The organism is Brevibacillus sp. JNUCC-41 (assembly GCF_014844095.1).
GTDB lineage: Bacteria > Bacillota > Bacilli > Bacillales > DSM-1321 > Peribacillus > Peribacillus aracenensis.
The window spans coordinates 465,535-482,385 of the sequence record NZ_CP062163.1 but is presented as its reverse complement, the minus strand read 5'-3'; the positions used below and the strand labels follow the sequence as shown (position 1 = coordinate 482,385).

Below are 16,851 nucleotides of genomic sequence, written 5' to 3'. Positions count from 1 at the left end.
CGGCAAAATTTAAGATCATTGAACCGTACTGCTCAAGAACTGTTGGGTTTGTTTGGCATAAAAGCTGGTCATGAAATGATATTAAAAAGAGCCACATTCAATATACGATGGAATTTTTGGAACATAAAAAAGTGACAGTTAATTCTCTATTCCCCTTAAAAAGGTTAAATTGATCATTTTTCCTGGTGTATAATAGAATATTGAGAATGCCATTTAGGGGGATTACATAGTGAGTAGTGGTTTTAATATTGCGGATATGATATACCAATTGTTTTGCCTTGTATTTCTAATCCTGATCATCGTTGGGACCGTATCTCTTTTCCGTTCCATGAAGCAACGTAAAACCAGACTGGATATCATGGAAAAGAAAATGGATGATTTACAGGAACTGATTAAAAGGGGTAAAAATTGACGGCAGCATCGTTCATACTGCAGGCAAACTCGAAGAAAAGCGGGTTTGCCTGCAGTTTTTTTTATTCGAAAAAAGTTCCAGTTGAATGGAACGGAAGGTACGAGACTCCTGCGGGAAAAGCGTGTCCAAGGGAGACCCCGCAGGCGAGCGCCGAGGAGGCTCCCGGACCGCCCGCGGAAAGCGAGTGCCTGGAGTGGAAATCAACGATCAGATTTACAAACCCCCAAAAAAGTTCCAGTTGATTTTAGAAATCCGTTCCCTTTCCGCCGACTGCCTGCCAAGCCTCAGCAAAGCAAGCATCTAGCAGGTCTCGGCTAGCCAGTTATTCGGCAGGAGTGTCACAAATTTCTTCAATTCAGTAAGGGTTTAACAAACTGGACAGCTGCATGCGCGGCCGTTCTCTATGCAGTGGAGGCATTCCGGTTCAAACTCCGGCAATTATAAAAATAATCTATATTGAAATAACTTAGTGAAAAGCATTGTCTCCGAATTTGAAAAAGAGGATTGGATTTTGAGCATCAATGGAGAGACATAAAAAAATTGAAAAAGAAAGTGAATTGTAAAAAATAAGCAGTTTTACATATAGGTGTTGGGATAGTGGTGCAAATTTCATGTACGGCTGTTGGTATGGAAGATGCATGGTTTGTTGCAGTGTTTTACCCTATAATGGAATAGATGTTTATTTAAGGATTCCATGAAAAAGTCTATCAGGAATGCTCGATCCTATAACAAATCGGCGGAGATGGAGAAAGCTGAACATCCGATCCTTTTGTTAGGTAACTTTTGAGAAGTGGGAGGAGTCGGTATCATGAAAGAAGTTATTGCAGTAAAAGAAATTACTAGGTTTAAAACACGGACGGAGGAATTTAGTCCGTACGCTTGGTGTAAACAAATGCTAGAAAATGACCCCGTAAGTTATCACGAAGGAACGGATACGTGGAATGTTTTTAAATATGAAGATGTGAAGCGGGTTCTCAGTGGTTATAAACATTTTTCAAGTGTTCGGAAACGGACTACCATTTCGGTTGGAACGGATAGTGATGAAGGTTCTGTGCCTGAAAAGATCCAAATCACTGAAGCTGATCCACCTGAGCATAGAAAACGCCGTTCACTGCTTGCCGCAGCATTCACACCTAGAAGTCTTCAAAACTGGGAACCTCGCATTAAGGAGATTGCTGATGAATTGATCGGAGAAATGGATGAGGACACGGAAATCGATATTGTGCAATCATTGGCGAGTCCGCTTCCAATCATTGTCATGTCGGATTTGATGGGCGTTCCCTCGAAAGATCGTTTATTGTTTAAGAAATGGGTGGATATCTTATTCCTTCCGTTTGATAAAGAAAAAGAAGAAGAAGTAAATGAATTGAAGCAAGTGGCAGCAAAAGAATACTATCAGTATTTGTATCCGATTGTTGTGCAAAAACGATTGAACCCGGCGGATGATATCATTTCAGATCTATTGAAGTCTGAAGTGGATGGGGAAATGTTTACGGATGATGAGGTTGTCCGGACGACCATGCTGATTTTAGGAGCGGGGGTCGAGACAACAAGTCATTTACTGGCCAATAGCTTTTATTCGCTGCTATACGATGACAAAGAGGTTTATCGAGAGTTACATGAAAACCTGGATCTGGTTCCGCAGGCGGTCGAAGAAATGCTCCGTTTCCGATTCAATCTTATTAAATTGGATCGCACCGTAAAGGAAGATAACGATCTATTGGGAGTGGAATTGAAAGAAGGGGATAACGTTGTTGTTTGGATGAGTGCAGCCAATTTGGACGAAGAGATGTTTGAAGATCCCTTCACCCTTAATATCCACCGCCCTAATAATAAGAAACATCTTACCTTCGGAAATGGCCCTCATTTCTGCCTGGGAGCGCCGTTGGCCAGACTGGAAGCAAAGATTGCGCTTACTGCATTCCTGAAGAAATTCAAGCATATTGAAGCGGTGCCATCATTTCAGTTAGAAGAGAATCTTACCGATTCAGCGACCGGGCAAACTTTGACATCACTGCCGCTTAGGGCGTTCCCTACAGTTTAAGAAACGAAAAAACCTTTTGCACTAGCCTGCATAAGGTTTTTTTCTTTGGCTCTTTTCGTAAAGATTGTTGTTTTTAAAAAGCTAAACGATTTAAGGTTGGTTGGAGCGCAAGTGCGAGACTCCTGCGGGAGCAGCTGGACAGGTGAAACCCCACAGGCGTTTACGCCGAGGAGGCTCACCGCCCGCCCCGCGGAAAGCGAGCATCTGGAGGGGAAATCAACCAACCGCTTTACTTGGTAAATAGCAACAAAGTATGCGAAAACAGCCTTTTCTTTTTAGCAGGGACGCATGGCATACATGTTCCTGCCACTTCCTGAAACGGTCGACAGGAAATGTTATAGTAACCTGAAGTTGAGGTGACAATGACGAATAGAGTAGTATGATAAAGGAGCGAAATTTTGTGCTCGGGCATGTTCCACGAATTAGGTTGACTGGCGATCAAACATTTACGTTAACCTTGCAATGAAGAAGATATGGTAAAATGGAAATTTCCAAATGGAACGGTTTTAAAAAGTGAAAGGATGTTATTATGAAATTAAAGCAGCAATTAACCATTGCCTTTATAATAAGTGTACTTTCTTTGATCGGGTTCAGTTTCATGGCATTTACCATAAGTGCAAATGAATACCTGAAATTTGATCAAGATGTGATTTCCTTGGTGCAAGGAATGGAATCTCCCCCTCTGACGGACATCATGAAGTTCTTTACCTACATAGGTTCAACCCGTTCCATAATCATCCTTTCCTTGGTCATTTTGTTTTTCTTATATAGGGTTTTGAAGCATCGTTTGGAACTAGTCCTATTCACTGCAGTCATGATTGGTTCACCTCTTCTCAATTTGATGGTTAAGCTATTCTTTCAACGCGCCCGGCCCGATCTACATCGGCTCATCGAAATAGGGGGGTACAGTTTCCCCAGTGGACATGCCATGAATGCATTCTCTTTATACGGTATTCTCACGTTTCTGCTGTGGCGTCACATTACCGCTAGGTGGGCGAGGATTCTATTGATTCTGTTCAGCATGATGATGATCCTATCGATCGGTATAAGCCGAATATATTTAGGGGTCCATTATCCTAGTGATATCATTGCCGGATATTTGGCAGGTGGTTGTTGGATTGCGATTTCCATTTGGTTTTTCCAAAGGTATCAAGACCGGTGGAAGAACAAAGGTCGTTAATAAAGGGAGCAAGGTTATAGCAGGATAAGCAGCCGGCAGGTAACAGGTCAGCTGTTGATTCAAGAAAGTTAGGAGCGTATTAAATGGAAAACTGGATTACGGAATTCATGAATGATTTTGGGTATATGGGAATCTTTCTATTGATAGCATTGGAAAATATTTTCCCGCCGATCCCGTCTGAGGTCATTCTTACTTTTGGCGGTTTCATGACGACTACAGCGAACATGACGATCATGGGCGTCGTGATCGCATCGACTATAGGGTCAGTGGCAGGGGCAGTAGTCCTTTATGGAATTGGTTTACTTCTAGATGTGAAGGTCATTGAAAAGTTCGTGGAAAGATGGGGCCATATTCTTAGATTAACAGTACCGGACGTCCATAAGGCGAATTCATGGTTTGACAAGTACGGGGCATGGACCGTGTTTTTCTGCAGATTGGTTCCGCTGATCAGAAGCCTGATTTCGATTCCGGCAGGCATGTCCCATATGAGCTTTTGGCTCTTTCTGCTTTACACAACAGCCGGAACACTGATTTGGAACATCATTTTAGTGAATATCGGGGCAGCTGTTGGATCTTCGTGGGAAGATATTGTAGGGTATATGGACATTTATTCTAACATCGTTTATGCGATATTGGCCTTGCTATTCATTATTTTCGTTGTTTTGATTTTAAGAAGGAATAAAAATAAAGGCAAAGTATAATTTCAGTTTAGTTGATTGGGCCGTTAGAGTCGGCACCTTCATTACATAACCGAAAATGAACACCAAAGGCTGTCATTGCGACAGCCTTTTTCTTATGGAAGGAAGGCGGCTGAACTCAGAATAAAGGGGAAGTGCTTTGGACAAAATGAGTGAAACGAAAAAGGAATGAGGTTCGGTGCTATGGCTTCTTTTTTCAAACAAAAGAGACAAGTGAAGCAACGTGAAAAGAAAAAGGAAGATGACAATCAATCCAAAAGCCAAACGCCTGATTATATTGAAAGTTCCATTTCTGCCAATCTGGAAATCGTGAAGAAAAAGACGGGAAACAGTCCGGACATCATTATCCGAACGTTGAAAATCGGTCAAAATCCGGAGATGAAAACAACGATCTTGTATGTGCAAGGTCTGGTTGATAATCCAAGCGTTACGGACTTTTTAATTGATTCAATCATGAAAAATCCTCATCTATCAGAAAAAATGCTTCCACAACAAGCATTGGATATAATTTCTGAAGACGTGGTTTCCCTCGGTGGTGTAGAAACCGTCAAGGATTGGGAAAAATTGTTTTTGTCCTTATTATCAGGGGACAGCATCATTTTGGTTGATGGAATAAACATCGCCCTGGTTGCCAGTACAAGAGGGGGAGAAAAGCGCTCGATTCAGGAGCCAAGCACGCATTTGACTGTCCGGGGATCAAGAGAAGGGTTTACGGAATCGAATGGAACGAACATCGCCATGTTACGCCGGATCATCAATACCCCGGATTTATGGATAGAGTCGATGAAAATTGGCACGGTGACAAAAACGGACGTTTCCATCATGTATATAAACGGAATTGTCAAAGAAGGGATCGTCGAGGAGGTCAAGAAGCGCTTAAATCGAATTAACATCGATAGCATTCTTGAATCAGGATATATTGAACAATTGATAGAAGACCAGGTCATGACCCCATTCCCAACCCTTAACCATACAGAGAGACCGGATATGGTCGCAGGAAATCTTCTGGAAGGAAGAGTGGCGATATTCGTTAATGGAACGCCTTTCGTCTTGGTGGCCCCAGCAATATTTGTACAGTTTTTTCAATCGGTCGAAGACTACTATAATCGCTTCGACATTGCTTCTGCCACACGTTTTTTACGGATCATCGTTTTCATTATTTCTATAGTCGGGCCAGCTGTCTATGTTGCAGCCACGACTTTTCATCAGGAAATGATCCCAACGAAGTTGCTGGTCATTGTAGCGGCCCAAAGGGAAACGGTTCCTTTGCCTGCCGTCATTGAAGCGCTTCTTATGGAAATGACCTTTGAAATATTACGGGAAGCAAGTCTTCGGATGCCAAAGGCTGTTGGTTCGACCATGTCCATTGTCGGAGCATTGGTCATCGGGCAGGCGGCTGTCCAGGCTGGTATCGTATCGCCGGCAATGGTCATCATCGTCTCGATCACGGCGATTGCCAGTTTTGCAACCCCTTCTTATTCCATAGCGATTTCTGCCCGCATTGTGCGGTTCGGATTCATCATTTGTGCCGGCACTTTAGGTTTTTATGGGATGATTTTAGCCTTTATCATCCTTATTGTTCATTTATGCAGCTTGCGTTCACTTGGAGTTCCTTATATGACACCGCTCGCCCCTTTGAATCCGGAAGGGTTAGGCGACACATTTTTCAGAAGACCTATGTGGGCATTCAAGGAAAGGCCCAAATTATTATCCAACGAAAATAACCTGATAAGGGAAGGCGATAATCAAAGACCCCTGCCTCCGGAATCGCGTGGAATGAAAACTTCTGACGAGAAAAAAGGTGAAGGCGATGAGTCGTAAAAAGCTAATTCTGTTCTTGATGTTGATCTGTACTACATTCACCTCAGGCTGTTGGGATAAAAAAGAGTTAAACGAAATAGCCATCGTCTCGGCAGTTGGACTCGATAGAAATAAGGAAGGAAAGTTAGTGGGAACGTTCCAAATCATTAATCCAAGCAATGTAGCGGGAGCACTTCAGGGCGGCGGCGGAACAAATCCACCGATATCCATTTATAGGGCCACCGGAGATAATGTGCTTGAACTGGATAGTTTCGCTTCAACTAAAATCTCGCGGGATATGTATTTTGCCCATGCCAACCTGATTGTCATCGGTGAGGAACTAGCAAAAGAAGAGGGCCTCAACGATATTTTCGACGCATTTGAGCGCTCACCGGAATTCAGGGCAACTACGAGGATCGTGATTGCCCGGGGTGTGAAAGCAAGGGATATAGTCGAAACGTTAACCGCAATCGATAAGGTATCTGCTGAGAAAATCATTAGGACGATTGAAATCACTGAAAAAATTCATGGGGGAAATATTAGCATCAATCTCCAAGAAGTGATCAAGAATCTGCTTAGTACCGGGAAAGAACCGTTAATAAGCGGTTTTACCGTGAAAGGAAACACTGGTAAAGAAGATAAAATGGAGAATACCATGTCCTCGGATATTGAGGCAAACCCTAATGCAGCAGGGATAGGTGTTTTTAAAGATGGAAAATTGATTGACTGGCTGGATGGCAATAAGGCAATAGGGTCAATGTGGGTATTGGATAGGATCAAAAGTACCCAGTTAAATATTGATTGGGAGGGTAAAAAAGACGCAGTCACCTATCAGGTGATTCGTCAAAAAACCAACGTTTCGGTGAAAATGGAAAATGGAAAACCTAAGGTATTTATAAAGGTCCGTGCAGAAGGGGATATCCGGGAGGTGAATGTTCCTTTGAATCTAACCGATACGCATGTTCTGATAGATATTGAAAAGAAGTTAGCCAAGAAATTAAAGAAGGAGATGGAAGATGCGGTCGTTCGGGCACAAAAAAATAAATCCGATATTTTTGGCTTTGGTGAAATCATGCACGAAAACCACCCTAAAGAATGGAAGAAAATCGAAAAAAACTGGGACGATGTTTCTTTTCCTGAACTGGAAGTAGATGTGCAGGCAGAAACTTTCATTCGCCGTACTGGATTACGTAATAAGCCGTATCTTTCGAATTTAAAAAAGAATGATCAATAATGGAAAGGAAGTGGCATCCTCATGGAAAAGGCAAAAATCAGCGCTTACCAGCTGTTCGTCCTTATTTTCCTGTTTGAAATGGGCAGTGCACTTTTGGTTCCGCTTGCAGGTGAAGCCAAGCAGGCTGCTTGGTTAGTCATCCTTATTGCGATGATAGGCGGATTTTTATTATTTTTCATTTATTATGGCCTTTTTCAATACTACCCTGATCAGCTGTTAACAGAGTTTGTAAAACAGATATTGGGGAATTTTCTAGGCAGTATAGTAGCTTTTCTATACATCCTTTATTTCATCTATCTTTCTGCGAGGGTGCTGAGGGATTTCGGAGATACACTGCTTACTTTTGCCTATCCTCATATTCCGTTATTTTTTGCGAACGCTGTATTCATGTCAGTCGTGGTATATACGGTCCGTAAAGGGGTAGAAGTATTGGTGAGGACCGGGGAACTATTCTTTGTCTTGGAGAATTTACTTTTAATGACCTTCATGCTTCTAATTATTGCTTCAGGCATGATCCATTTAAACAACTTAAAACCCATTTTTGAAATCAGCGGGACAGAGATGATGAAAATGGGTTTCACTAAAATCGTATTCTTTCCATTTGGCGAGGTCATAGTGTTTTTAATGATTTTTCCTTATTTGAAAGAACCTCAGCGATTGAAAAAAATCGGGATAGGGAGCTTGGCGACAAGCGGTATTTTTCTCGCGATAATAATGGCCGTGAATGTTGCTGTACTTGGCGTGGACCTTACAACACGTTCACAATACCCTATTCTTACCCTCATCCAGTCCATAGAGGTCGCTGGCTTTCTTGAACGTCTCGATGTGTACTTCTTATTTTTGTTGATGATTGGCGGGTTCATCAAGCTAAGTGTATTTACTTATGTAGCGGTAACGGGTACGGCGAATATTTTCAATGTTAAACAGCCCTCCAAACTTGCTTACCCTGTTGGCATGATCATTTTATTGATCTCGATCATTATCGCAAGCAGTTATACGGAACATATAAATGAAGGATTAGGTGCCGTACCACATTACATCCATCTGCCATTTCAGGTGATCATCCCTTTGCTTCTCTTGATCATTGCCTTTTTTAAGAATCGAAAAAAAGGAAGACAAGCACCAAAATAAGTTCCTAAAAGGTGGAATTGATGAGAAATGAAACTCTTTGGCATTACAGTTTTGATCCTAGCCCCTTTAGTGGTCATAACCTTAGGTATGGATATATTAATGGGATTTGATTTGGATAATTCAATCAAGCATGCCTTTAACCCATTTTTGGTAAAGGACCCTGCAGAAATTATCCTTTTTCTCATTCTTCTTGTATTCCTTTTGTTCAGCTTCTTTTATCGAAAAAAAAAGAAAGGCAACACGAAAGGACAACAATGACTGCAAATTCCCGGTGCTGAAATAGAGATGAACTCCGAATGTGGGAGTTTGTCTTTTTGCTTTTTTACAACCTCGTAAACCTATTTCATAGTATGATGATAAAATGAGCTTATTTTTCGGCAGAATGTAAAATCACTAAAACAAAAAACCTCGGAAGGAGGGCGGCAATTTGGATATCAAATTGAATCAAAAAATCATAAAAGACATGTGCGGGGCCGTCTCCTACAAAAGAGGGGAAGCTTTTCATCGTGCCAATAAAGTGACATTTGAAAGTTATCTTCCTGATGGGTGTGAAGCAACGGTCAAAGGAAAGGAAGACTTCCATGTCACGATTGAAGCGGATGCTGTCGGGGGGTTCCGGACGAAATGCAGCTGTCCTACGCTAGCTTCCTTCCAAAGGGATTGCCAGCATATTGCAGCCGTCCTGCTGTCGGTTTACGACCATCAGCGAGATGGGACGATTCCTGAGGGCCTAAATGCAGACAGCTCTGATGCTTCAGCCAATAAGAAGTTGTCAGAAGGCTTGCTGACCCTTTTCAATAATCAGCCTGTACGCAAAAGCGGTCATCAGCGCCACTTTGAGAAAAGAAAGATGCTTGAAGCGGAATTTACATGTAAACCGGTATGGATGGGAACGGATCAATATATGTTAGGACTGGAAATGAAAATCGGTTCTTTCAATGTGGCGAATGTCCGGGATTTCCTGAAGCGAGTTAAAGAAGGAAAGCCTGCCCAAGTGTCCCTTTCATTTATATATGACCCGGTGCTGCATTGTTTTCAGAATGAAAATGATTCTGTGCTTCAGGAGCTCATTACAGTGATATCGGATGAAAAAGTCTATGTTGACGCCCTGACGGATAAATCTGAATACACATTGGACAATCACTTATTACTTTTGCCTCCATCTTCTTTTCGAAGGCTTGTCCCCATCCTTGAAGTGGCTCCATCGGTGAAGCTTGCCTATGGCGGCCTTACATTCAATGGCTTTCGTGTATCAAACGGACCGCTTCCTTTACAGTTTGACTTTACCGAAAGCGAGGCCAAAGGTTATGAACTGAATATTAAAAGGCTGCACGAGATGATCGTCATGAATGCATACACATTGGTTCTATTTGAAGGAAAATTGGTTCAGCTCGAAAATGAGGATTTTCAACGCCTTTCAGAGTTAAAGCAAATGATGGAGGATTCGGGGATGAATCAAATTCCAATCCATCATGACCAGCTGGAATTATTCATGGACAAAGTGGTACCAGGTTTGAAAAGACTCGGTAAAGTCAATGTAGCAAGATCCATCACTGAATTGTTCTTGAAGATACCGCTGGTTGCGAAGCTATACTTGGATCGTGTGAAAAACAGGCTGCTTGCGGGACTGGAATTCCAATATGGGAATATTGTGATCAACCCTTTGGAAAAACAGGAATCCAAGGTGATAAGGGATGTAGAGAAGGAGGCGGAGATACTAAAGCTGATGGAGGATAGCCAGTTTGCCAAGACGGACGGAGGCTATTTCTTGCATAACGAAGAGTTGGAGTATGAGTTTTTGTACCACATCGTTCCGAAACTCCAGAAGCTGGTGCAAATCTACGCCACGACCGCTGTAAGAAACCGAATTTCCCGTGGGAATGCTGCACCGCGCATTACGGTGAAAATTAAAAAGGAACGTACTAATTGGCTCGAATTCAAATTTGAAATGGATGATATCCCAGATAAACAAATACGTGAGGTATTAGCAGCTCTTGAAGAAAAAAGGAAATACTATCGTTTAAGGAATGGGTCGCTGCTTTCCCTTGAAACAAGGGAATTCGAGGAAATCAATCGTTTTCTTCATGCACTGCCCGTACAGGAGGAAGACTGGGAAAGCAGGCTGAACATGCCAATCGTAAAAGGGCTGCAGCTCCTTGATTCCGTTAATGACAGCCAGACATTCACAATGGAAGAATCCTTCCGAAAGTTTTTGGATAACATCAGGAATCCGGGCGCCTTGGAGTTCGAGGTGCCAAATAGTCTGGAACCGATTTTGCGCGAGTATCAAAAAAACGGCTACAAATGGATGAAAATACTTGCCCAATACGGTTTTGGCGGGATTCTTGCTGATGATATGGGTTTGGGAAAAACACTGCAAAGCATCACGTTCATTTTATCCGAGCTTCCTGACATCCGTAAGAAGAGGGTTCCGGCGCTTATTGTCTGCCCATCATCATTGACCTACAATTGGCTGAGTGAATTCACAAAATTCGCTCCTGATATCCAAGCCGTCGTCGTGGATGGTGACAAGACGGAAAGGACAAAGCTGCTGAAGGAAGTGGGTGACGTGGATGTAGTGATCACTTCTTATCCATTGCTCCGGAAAGACATCGCGTCGTTTGAAAAAGAGGACTTCCATACAGTGTTCTTTGATGAAGCACAGGCCTTTAAGAACCCAGTGACACAAACGGCACGAGCGGCCAAGAAGATAAAAGCGGCACATCGCTTCGCATTGACTGGTACGCCCATCGAGAATTCACTAGAAGAGCTCTGGTCCCTTTTCCACGTCGTATTCCCTGAGCTATTCATGGGATTAAAGGAGTACAGCAACCTCTCAAGGAAGCAGATTTCCCGCAGGATTCGCCCATTTTTACTGCGGAGAATGAAAGAGGATGTACTTGCGGAACTACCGGAAAAAATCGAGTCCCTGGAATCGATGGAACTGCTCCCTGATCAGAAGAAACTGTACGGCGCCTATCTGGCGAAGCTGCGGCATGATACGCTGAAACACCTGGACAAGGACACCCTCAGGAAAAATCGGATCAGGATCCTCGCAGGCTTGACCCGGCTTCGGCAAATATGCTGTCACCCCGCCTTGTTTGTGGACGGATATAAAGGCAGTTCAGCAAAATATGAGCAACTGATGCAAATTGTCGAGGAATCGAAGCATTCTGGAAGGCGGGTGCTGATTTTCTCACAATTTACAAAAATGCTTCAAATTATCGGCAGGGATCTGGCCATGAAAGGACAACCCTTTTTCTACCTGGATGGGCAAACTCCATCAAAGGAACGTGTGGAAATCTGCAATCGGTTTAATGCGGGGGAACGGGATATATTCCTCATTTCATTGAAAGCGGGCGGTACGGGTCTCAATCTGACGGGTGCCGATACAGTCATTCTATATGACCTTTGGTGGAATCCGGCAGTTGAAGAACAAGCTGCGGACCGTGCCCATCGAATGGGGCAAAAGAATGAGGTTCAAGTCATCAAACTTATTGCCCGCGGCACAATCGAAGAAAAAATGAATGAACTTCAAGAGAAAAAGAGACACCTAATTGAAGAAATCATCGACCCTGGGGATAAGTCGCCGTCTGCCCTTACAGAAGAGGATATCAGGGAAATCCTGATGATATAAGGAGGGGAATGCGGTTACGCAGCTTATTAACAGACAGGAACAATTTATGAATTGAATAGTCTAGTCATGAGCATTTCTTTATAATGAGGAATGCTTTTTTATTTGGCTCTTTTCGTAAAGATTGTTGTTTTTAAAACAAAACGATTTAAGGTTGATTGGAGTGCAAGTGCGAGACTCCTGCGGGAGCAGCGGGACAGGTGAGACCCCACAGGCGTTTACGCTAAGGAGGCTCACCGCCCGCCCTGCGGAAAGCGAGCATCTGGAGGGGAAATCAACCACACCGCTTTACTTGGTAAATAGCAACAACGTATGCTAAAACATCCTTTTCTTTTTTTAAAAGAAAAGGATATTTAGGTAACAATAATAATATAATATAAAACAACAATGTTTTATTGTAAAACGATAAATCATATGATAAATTATATGGACAATAAATAAGTGGGGTGCTTTTTATGAAACTAGGAACAACACTCTTTTTAAAGATGGCTGTCATTCTTATTGGACTGCCTGTTCTTGCTTTGTGCATTTTTTTTGTGCCTAAGATAGCGAACTTTGCAGCAGAATTATATCCGGATATGACTTATTTGAAATATCTCGTTTTAATCGATTTGTATGCATCGGCGATACCTTTTTACTTTGCTCTATATCAAGCCTTTAAACTTTTAAGTTATATTGACAAGAACAAAGCTTTCTCGGAATTATCTGTAAGAGCTTTAAAGACAATAAAAAATTGTGCAATCACAATCAGTGGCTTGTATGTGGTAGGCATGCCGCTCTTTTATCTCATAGCGGAAATGGATGACGCCCCAGGTATCATATTGATCGGAATGGTCGTTATTTTTGCTTCAATGGTGATTGCAGTCTTTGCTGCTGTCCTTCAAAGGCTTTTACAAGAAGCCATCGATATAAAATCAGAAAATGACTTAATAGTCTGAGGTGAATAACTTGGCGATTATAATCAATATTGATGTGATGCTGGCTAAAAGGAAAATGAGTGTTACAGAACTTTCCGAGAGGGTTGGAATAACGATGGCCAATCTTTCCATATTGAAAAACGGTAAGGCAAAAGCGATTCGATTAACAACTTTAGAGGCGATTTGTAAGGCTTTAGAATGTCAACCCGGAGATATATTAGAATACCGAAATGATGAAGACACCCAAGATTGAAAAAGTGGAAGAACAAGAAAGACTTCAGCAAAGGGGAGTCACTTAACCATTAAAAAAATGGAGGCACCAATCATGAGAGCACTGAAACAACTCGTTCGTTTTGGTTGGGAGCAGGTTTTATCATGCTTGTTCCCTGCCGTTATTTTTGCCTCTTTGGCTATTACAAAATTCTTACCGCTTCCCTTCCTGCCGCGGTATGACTGGCTGCTCATCATCTGCCTTCTGATGCAGTGGTGGATGGTGCGTTCCGGGCTTGAAACAAAGGATGAGCTGAAGGTCATCACACTGTTTCACCTTATTGGACTTGCTCTTGAACTTTTCAAGGTACATATGGGCTCCTGGACTTATCCAGAGGAAGGCTATTTCAAAATTTTTGGAGTGCCGCTGTATAGCGGATTCATGTACGCAAGTGTAGCGAGTTATCTTTGCCAGGCGTGGAGGAGGTTAAAGGTTGAACTGGTCAAGTGGCCACCGTTTTTGGCCGTTGTATCTCTTGCTGCTGCGATTTATTTGAATTTTTTCACCCACCATTATTGGATTGATATTCGTTGGTGGTTATCTGGACTTGTCATCATCGTCTTTTGGCGATCATGGGTCACATACGAGGTTGGCGGAACTCATTATCGTATGCCAATCGCACTTTCATTCGTTCTCATCGGATTTTTTATATGGATAGCGGAAAATATCGCAACGTTCTTTGGAGCTTGGGAATATCCAAACCAAACCGATGCATGGAGTCTCGTTCATCTAGGAAAGGTAAGTTCATGGCTCTTATTAGTGATTGTTAGCTTTCTTATAGTAGCGACGCTAAAACAGGTTAAGGGGAAAGAATCCACTAAGATGGATGCAAGTCCATTTTTATAAAAGGCTTTTTTCGCTATTTTGTTGCTATTTACCAAGCAAAGGGGTGTGGTTGATTTCCCCTTCAGATGCTCGCTTTCCGCGGGGCGGGCGGTGAGCCTCCTCGGCGTAAACGCCTGTGGGGTCTCACCTGTCCCGCTGCTCCCGCAGGAGTCTCGCACTTGCGTTCCAATCAACCTTAAATCGTTTCGTTTTTAAAAACAACAATCTTTACAAAAAGAGCCTTATAAAAAGAAATTCGGCCTTCGCATGAAAAACAATTAGGTGAAAAGACGGCACATAATGAACATATATGTGCCATCTCTGATTTTCTAAATCTTTTATAAAGAATTGCGGTGTCCTATTCCTTTTTTTCTTCTGAATTTCCACGAAAAACGACCATCACTCATTGCTATGAAACAAGTTTTAATCCCACTGCTGCGCCAAGGACCATGGCTATAAAAATGACCCTTCGCCAATCTTTGGATTCCCCGTAGAGGAGCATCCCGATTATCGCTCCGCCCGATGCGCCGATCCCTGTCCAGATAGCATAAGCCGTCCCCATCGGCAAGGTTTTCATGGCAAAAGCAAGAAATAGGAAACTTGCTCCGAATCCGATGAATAACAGCAGCAAGGATTGCCAATTACGGTCTTTGTGCAATTTATTTATCATCGCAACCCCAAACATTTCAAATAGCCCCGCTAAGATTAAAGAGACCCAAGCCATTAAGATTCATCCCCTTTCTCAGCCTTATCATCAGTCACCAATTTCAAGCCGATCACTCCTGATAATAAGAGGAGGATCAATAGCGTTTTGCTCAGCTTGAAGGATTCCCCAAAGAAAATGATTTCGGAAAAAACGGTCCCGGCCGTCCCCATACCGACAAAAACGGCATATACCGTTCCGACAGGAAGCTTCCTGCCAGCCATTATCATCAAATAAAAACTGATGATGATCGAAATGACCGTTCCAGACCAAGTCCAAAAGTCATCTGCATGTTTTAAGCCAATCACCCAAAATACTTCAAAAAAAGCTGCAATGAATACTTTAATCCAGTTTTTGCTCATGAAATACCGCACCTCCGATATTATTCTTTACCAAAAAAACAAAAAAAGCCCAAGAGATAACCGTTAAACAGTTTCTCCCAGGCTTTTATCCTTCCGTGGCACAGCATGCTGTGAGTTTTCTCTCGGACCAGACCAGCAATAGACGCACTGCGGAACCCTAGAAAACCTTTGACATATGCAATTACCTTTCATTATACATACTTCTTGAACTTACACAAGGTAAAAGTTTAATGAAAAAAATGGATGGTGAGCTTTTTGCTGCAATAAAAAATTGAAAAAGCCCCGATAAGATTCGGGGCTCTTTTTGACTTGCTGTTTAGGCACTCACTATCCGTTTCCGTGATGCACCTTCTTTTTTATGTGATACATAGCTATGCAGGATCATTCCTATGATGACGATAAAGATGCCGAACCACGCTAACGGAGAAGGAATCGGTAAAGATAGGAATAGTAATTCGCCAGCCAGTGCAAAAAGGACCTCCATCGATTGTGTAGCTTCAACGGAAGCTAATTTCTGCATATTTCCGCTTACCAAATCGGTCGCCTTGAAAAAAAGGACCGTGGCGATGACTCCAGAAAATAGTGCCACCAATAGGGATTGGAAACTTTGCATCTTCGTCGGCGCCCCTACTGTAAAGAAACCGTACAATGAAAGCAGAAACCAGAATGGCATACTCGCCAAAGTCATTCCCAATACCCGCTGATATGCATCCAGACGTCCTTCGGATACTTCCATCATTTTGCGATTTCCCAAAGGGTATGCAAACGAGGCGATTACGATCGGAATCACTCCCAGCCAAAGATTGGCCATTGAAATGTGCTTGGTATGTTCCAGCTGCATCAGGATGATTCCAAGCAGGATGATCATGGACATGAGGAGGCCTTTCACAGAAACCTTTCCTCTTTGCCTTTCAAGCCCATCTTTCGTTTGGACATTCTCAAAAAACAGCGGCGCAAGTAATGCACCCGAAATGATCGTGATTTGCCAAGTGCCGGCAATTAGCCAGCCTGGTGAGTAGGCGGATGCAAAGCATAAAGGAGCATAAAATAACCCAAAACCGACAAAACTCCATAGCAGCCAAGGACCCGGCTTTTCTCTCATCACTCGTAAAAGGGGAAGCAGATTTTTTCTGCTTAACACGATACATAACAGAAAAGGCACCATAAAGATATAACGCAGCGAAGCACTCCATATCCAACTTCCGCCAGATAACTCCATTGCCTGATTTAAAACAAACGTAAATGCAAAAAAGAAAGCGGAACAAATACCTAATATAATCGGACGCAATTGACTCACCTCAATCTGTTTTATGAGTCAGTAAGACTCTGGAAGCATGGCAATCGTTTCGTCTTTCTAAACGACTTTCAAGAAATATCCACTGTGTCAAAAGTGGAATGAATTTTCGGAATATTATAAGCGATCAAGTTAAATTGTCCTTCAAAAGCAATAGAAAATCAACAGGATTCTTTGAAGCTAGTGAAATTCCTTCTCCATGATTCGACATGGAACGAAAGAAATGGCTTTTGGAGTTAAATGAAGACGTTTCCATTTTAATATTTAAATTAACAAAATGTACCATTTAGACAAGCGAGAAACATTGTTATGTAGCGGATTATGAAGGGATTACTAATATTTTATA

Annotated in this window: 14 protein-coding genes and 1 riboswitch; of the genes, 11 read left to right on the top strand and 3 right to left on the bottom strand. The window is 42.4% G+C overall.

What is annotated here, in order from left to right; genetic code table 11:
- Nucleotides 1–229: 229 nt before the first annotated feature.
- The 11 genes from JNUCC41_RS02380 to JNUCC41_RS02330 all read left to right on the top strand — a co-directional run bounded on the left by JNUCC41_RS02380 (nt 230) and on the right by JNUCC41_RS02330 (nt 14,167).
- Nucleotides 230–412: a DUF4083 domain-containing protein gene (locus JNUCC41_RS02380; RefSeq protein WP_228467493.1), complete on the top strand. Its 183-nt coding sequence runs from the start codon at nt 230–232 to the stop codon at nt 410–412.
- Between the two features lie 805 nt (nt 413–1,217).
- Entirely contained in the window at nt 1,218–2,456 is a 1,239-nt protein-coding gene (locus JNUCC41_RS02375) for a cytochrome P450 (protein ID WP_192208004.1), read from the top strand.
- A 529-nt stretch (nt 2,457–2,985) separates the two neighbouring features.
- Nucleotides 2,986–3,636 carry a phosphatase PAP2 family protein gene (locus JNUCC41_RS02370; RefSeq protein ID WP_192206204.1) on the top strand — a complete coding sequence of 217 codons (651 nt, stop codon included), beginning with the start codon at nt 2,986–2,988 and terminating at the stop codon, nt 3,634–3,636.
- An 83-nt stretch (nt 3,637–3,719) separates the two neighbouring features.
- On the top strand, nt 3,720–4,337 hold the full coding sequence (locus JNUCC41_RS02365; RefSeq protein ID WP_192206203.1) for a DedA family protein: 618 nt from the start codon (nt 3,720–3,722) through the stop codon (nt 4,335–4,337).
- A 180-nt stretch (nt 4,338–4,517) separates the two neighbouring features.
- Nucleotides 4,518–6,155, top strand: a complete 1,638-nt coding sequence (locus JNUCC41_RS02360; RefSeq protein ID WP_192206202.1) for a spore germination protein — start codon at nt 4,518–4,520, stop codon at nt 6,153–6,155.
- Nucleotides 6,145–7,368: a Ger(x)C family spore germination protein gene (locus tag JNUCC41_RS02355; protein ID WP_192206201.1), complete on the top strand. Its 1,224-nt coding sequence runs from the start codon at nt 6,145–6,147 to the stop codon at nt 7,366–7,368. Before JNUCC41_RS02360 ends, JNUCC41_RS02355 begins: the two co-directional genes overlap by 11 nt.
- A 21-nt stretch (nt 7,369–7,389) precedes the next feature.
- Entirely contained in the window at nt 7,390–8,499 is a 1,110-nt protein-coding gene (locus JNUCC41_RS02350) for a GerAB/ArcD/ProY family transporter (RefSeq protein WP_192206200.1), read from the top strand.
- Between the two features lie 427 nt (nt 8,500–8,926).
- A complete protein-coding gene (locus JNUCC41_RS02345; RefSeq protein WP_192206199.1) occupies nt 8,927–12,136 on the top strand; it encodes a DEAD/DEAH box helicase in 3,210 nt (1,069 codons plus the stop codon).
- A 452-nt stretch (nt 12,137–12,588) separates the two neighbouring features.
- Nucleotides 12,589–13,071, top strand: coding sequence for a DUF2975 domain-containing protein (locus tag JNUCC41_RS02340; protein ID WP_192206198.1), 483 nt, complete (start codon nt 12,589–12,591; stop codon nt 13,069–13,071).
- A 10-nt stretch (nt 13,072–13,081) separates the two neighbouring features.
- Entirely contained in the window at nt 13,082–13,303 is a 222-nt protein-coding gene (locus tag JNUCC41_RS02335; RefSeq protein ID WP_063232556.1) for a helix-turn-helix domain-containing protein, read from the top strand.
- A gap of 72 nt (nt 13,304–13,375) precedes the next feature.
- Entirely contained in the window at nt 13,376–14,167 is a 792-nt protein-coding gene (locus JNUCC41_RS02330; RefSeq protein ID WP_192206197.1) for a DUF817 domain-containing protein, read from the top strand.
- Between the two features lie 388 nt (nt 14,168–14,555).
- Here the strand turns inward: JNUCC41_RS02330 and JNUCC41_RS02325 are convergent, their stop codons facing one another.
- The 3 genes from JNUCC41_RS02325 to JNUCC41_RS02315 form a co-directional block, all read right to left on the bottom strand.
- Complete coding sequence (locus tag JNUCC41_RS02325) at nt 14,556–14,870, bottom strand: DMT family transporter (RefSeq protein WP_192206196.1); 315 nt, start codon at nt 14,868–14,870, stop codon at nt 14,556–14,558.
- Nucleotides 14,870–15,211 (bottom strand): DMT family transporter, encoded by a 342-nt coding sequence (locus JNUCC41_RS02320; protein WP_192206195.1) that lies wholly within the window; start codon nt 15,209–15,211, stop codon nt 14,870–14,872. The genes JNUCC41_RS02325 and JNUCC41_RS02320 overlap by 1 nt, the downstream gene beginning before the upstream one ends.
- 72 nt (nt 15,212–15,283) lie before the next feature.
- Nucleotides 15,284–15,383, bottom strand: a riboswitch (guanidine-I (ykkC/yxkD leader).
- Between the two features lie 144 nt (nt 15,384–15,527).
- Nucleotides 15,528–16,499 carry a DMT family transporter gene (locus JNUCC41_RS02315; RefSeq protein ID WP_192206194.1) on the bottom strand — a complete coding sequence of 324 codons (972 nt, stop codon included), beginning with the start codon at nt 16,497–16,499 and terminating at the stop codon, nt 15,528–15,530.
- Between the last annotated feature and the right edge of the window lie 352 nt (nt 16,500–16,851).

Excerpts from the sequence above, each read along its gene's own strand:
- JNUCC41_RS02370 (WP_192206204.1), top strand. The coding sequence starts at position 2,986 with ATGAAATTAAAGCAGCAATTAACCATTGCCTTTATAATAAGTGTACTT.
- JNUCC41_RS02365 (WP_192206203.1), top strand. The coding sequence starts at position 3,720 with ATGGAAAACTGGATTACGGAATTCATGAATGATTTTGGGTATATGGGA.
- JNUCC41_RS02360 (WP_192206202.1), top strand. The coding sequence starts at position 4,518 with ATGGCTTCTTTTTTCAAACAAAAGAGACAAGTGAAGCAACGTGAAAAG.
- JNUCC41_RS02355 (WP_192206201.1), top strand. The coding sequence starts at position 6,145 with ATGAGTCGTAAAAAGCTAATTCTGTTCTTGATGTTGATCTGTACTACA.
- JNUCC41_RS02350 (WP_192206200.1), top strand. The coding sequence starts at position 7,390 with ATGGAAAAGGCAAAAATCAGCGCTTACCAGCTGTTCGTCCTTATTTTC.
- JNUCC41_RS02340 (WP_192206198.1), top strand. The coding sequence starts at position 12,589 with ATGAAACTAGGAACAACACTCTTTTTAAAGATGGCTGTCATTCTTATT.
- JNUCC41_RS02330 (WP_192206197.1), top strand. The coding sequence starts at position 13,376 with ATGAGAGCACTGAAACAACTCGTTCGTTTTGGTTGGGAGCAGGTTTTA.
- JNUCC41_RS02325 (WP_192206196.1), bottom strand. The coding sequence starts at position 14,870 with ATGGCTTGGGTCTCTTTAATCTTAGCGGGGCTATTTGAAATGTTTGGG.
- JNUCC41_RS02320 (WP_192206195.1), bottom strand. The coding sequence starts at position 15,211 with ATGAGCAAAAACTGGATTAAAGTATTCATTGCAGCTTTTTTTGAAGTA.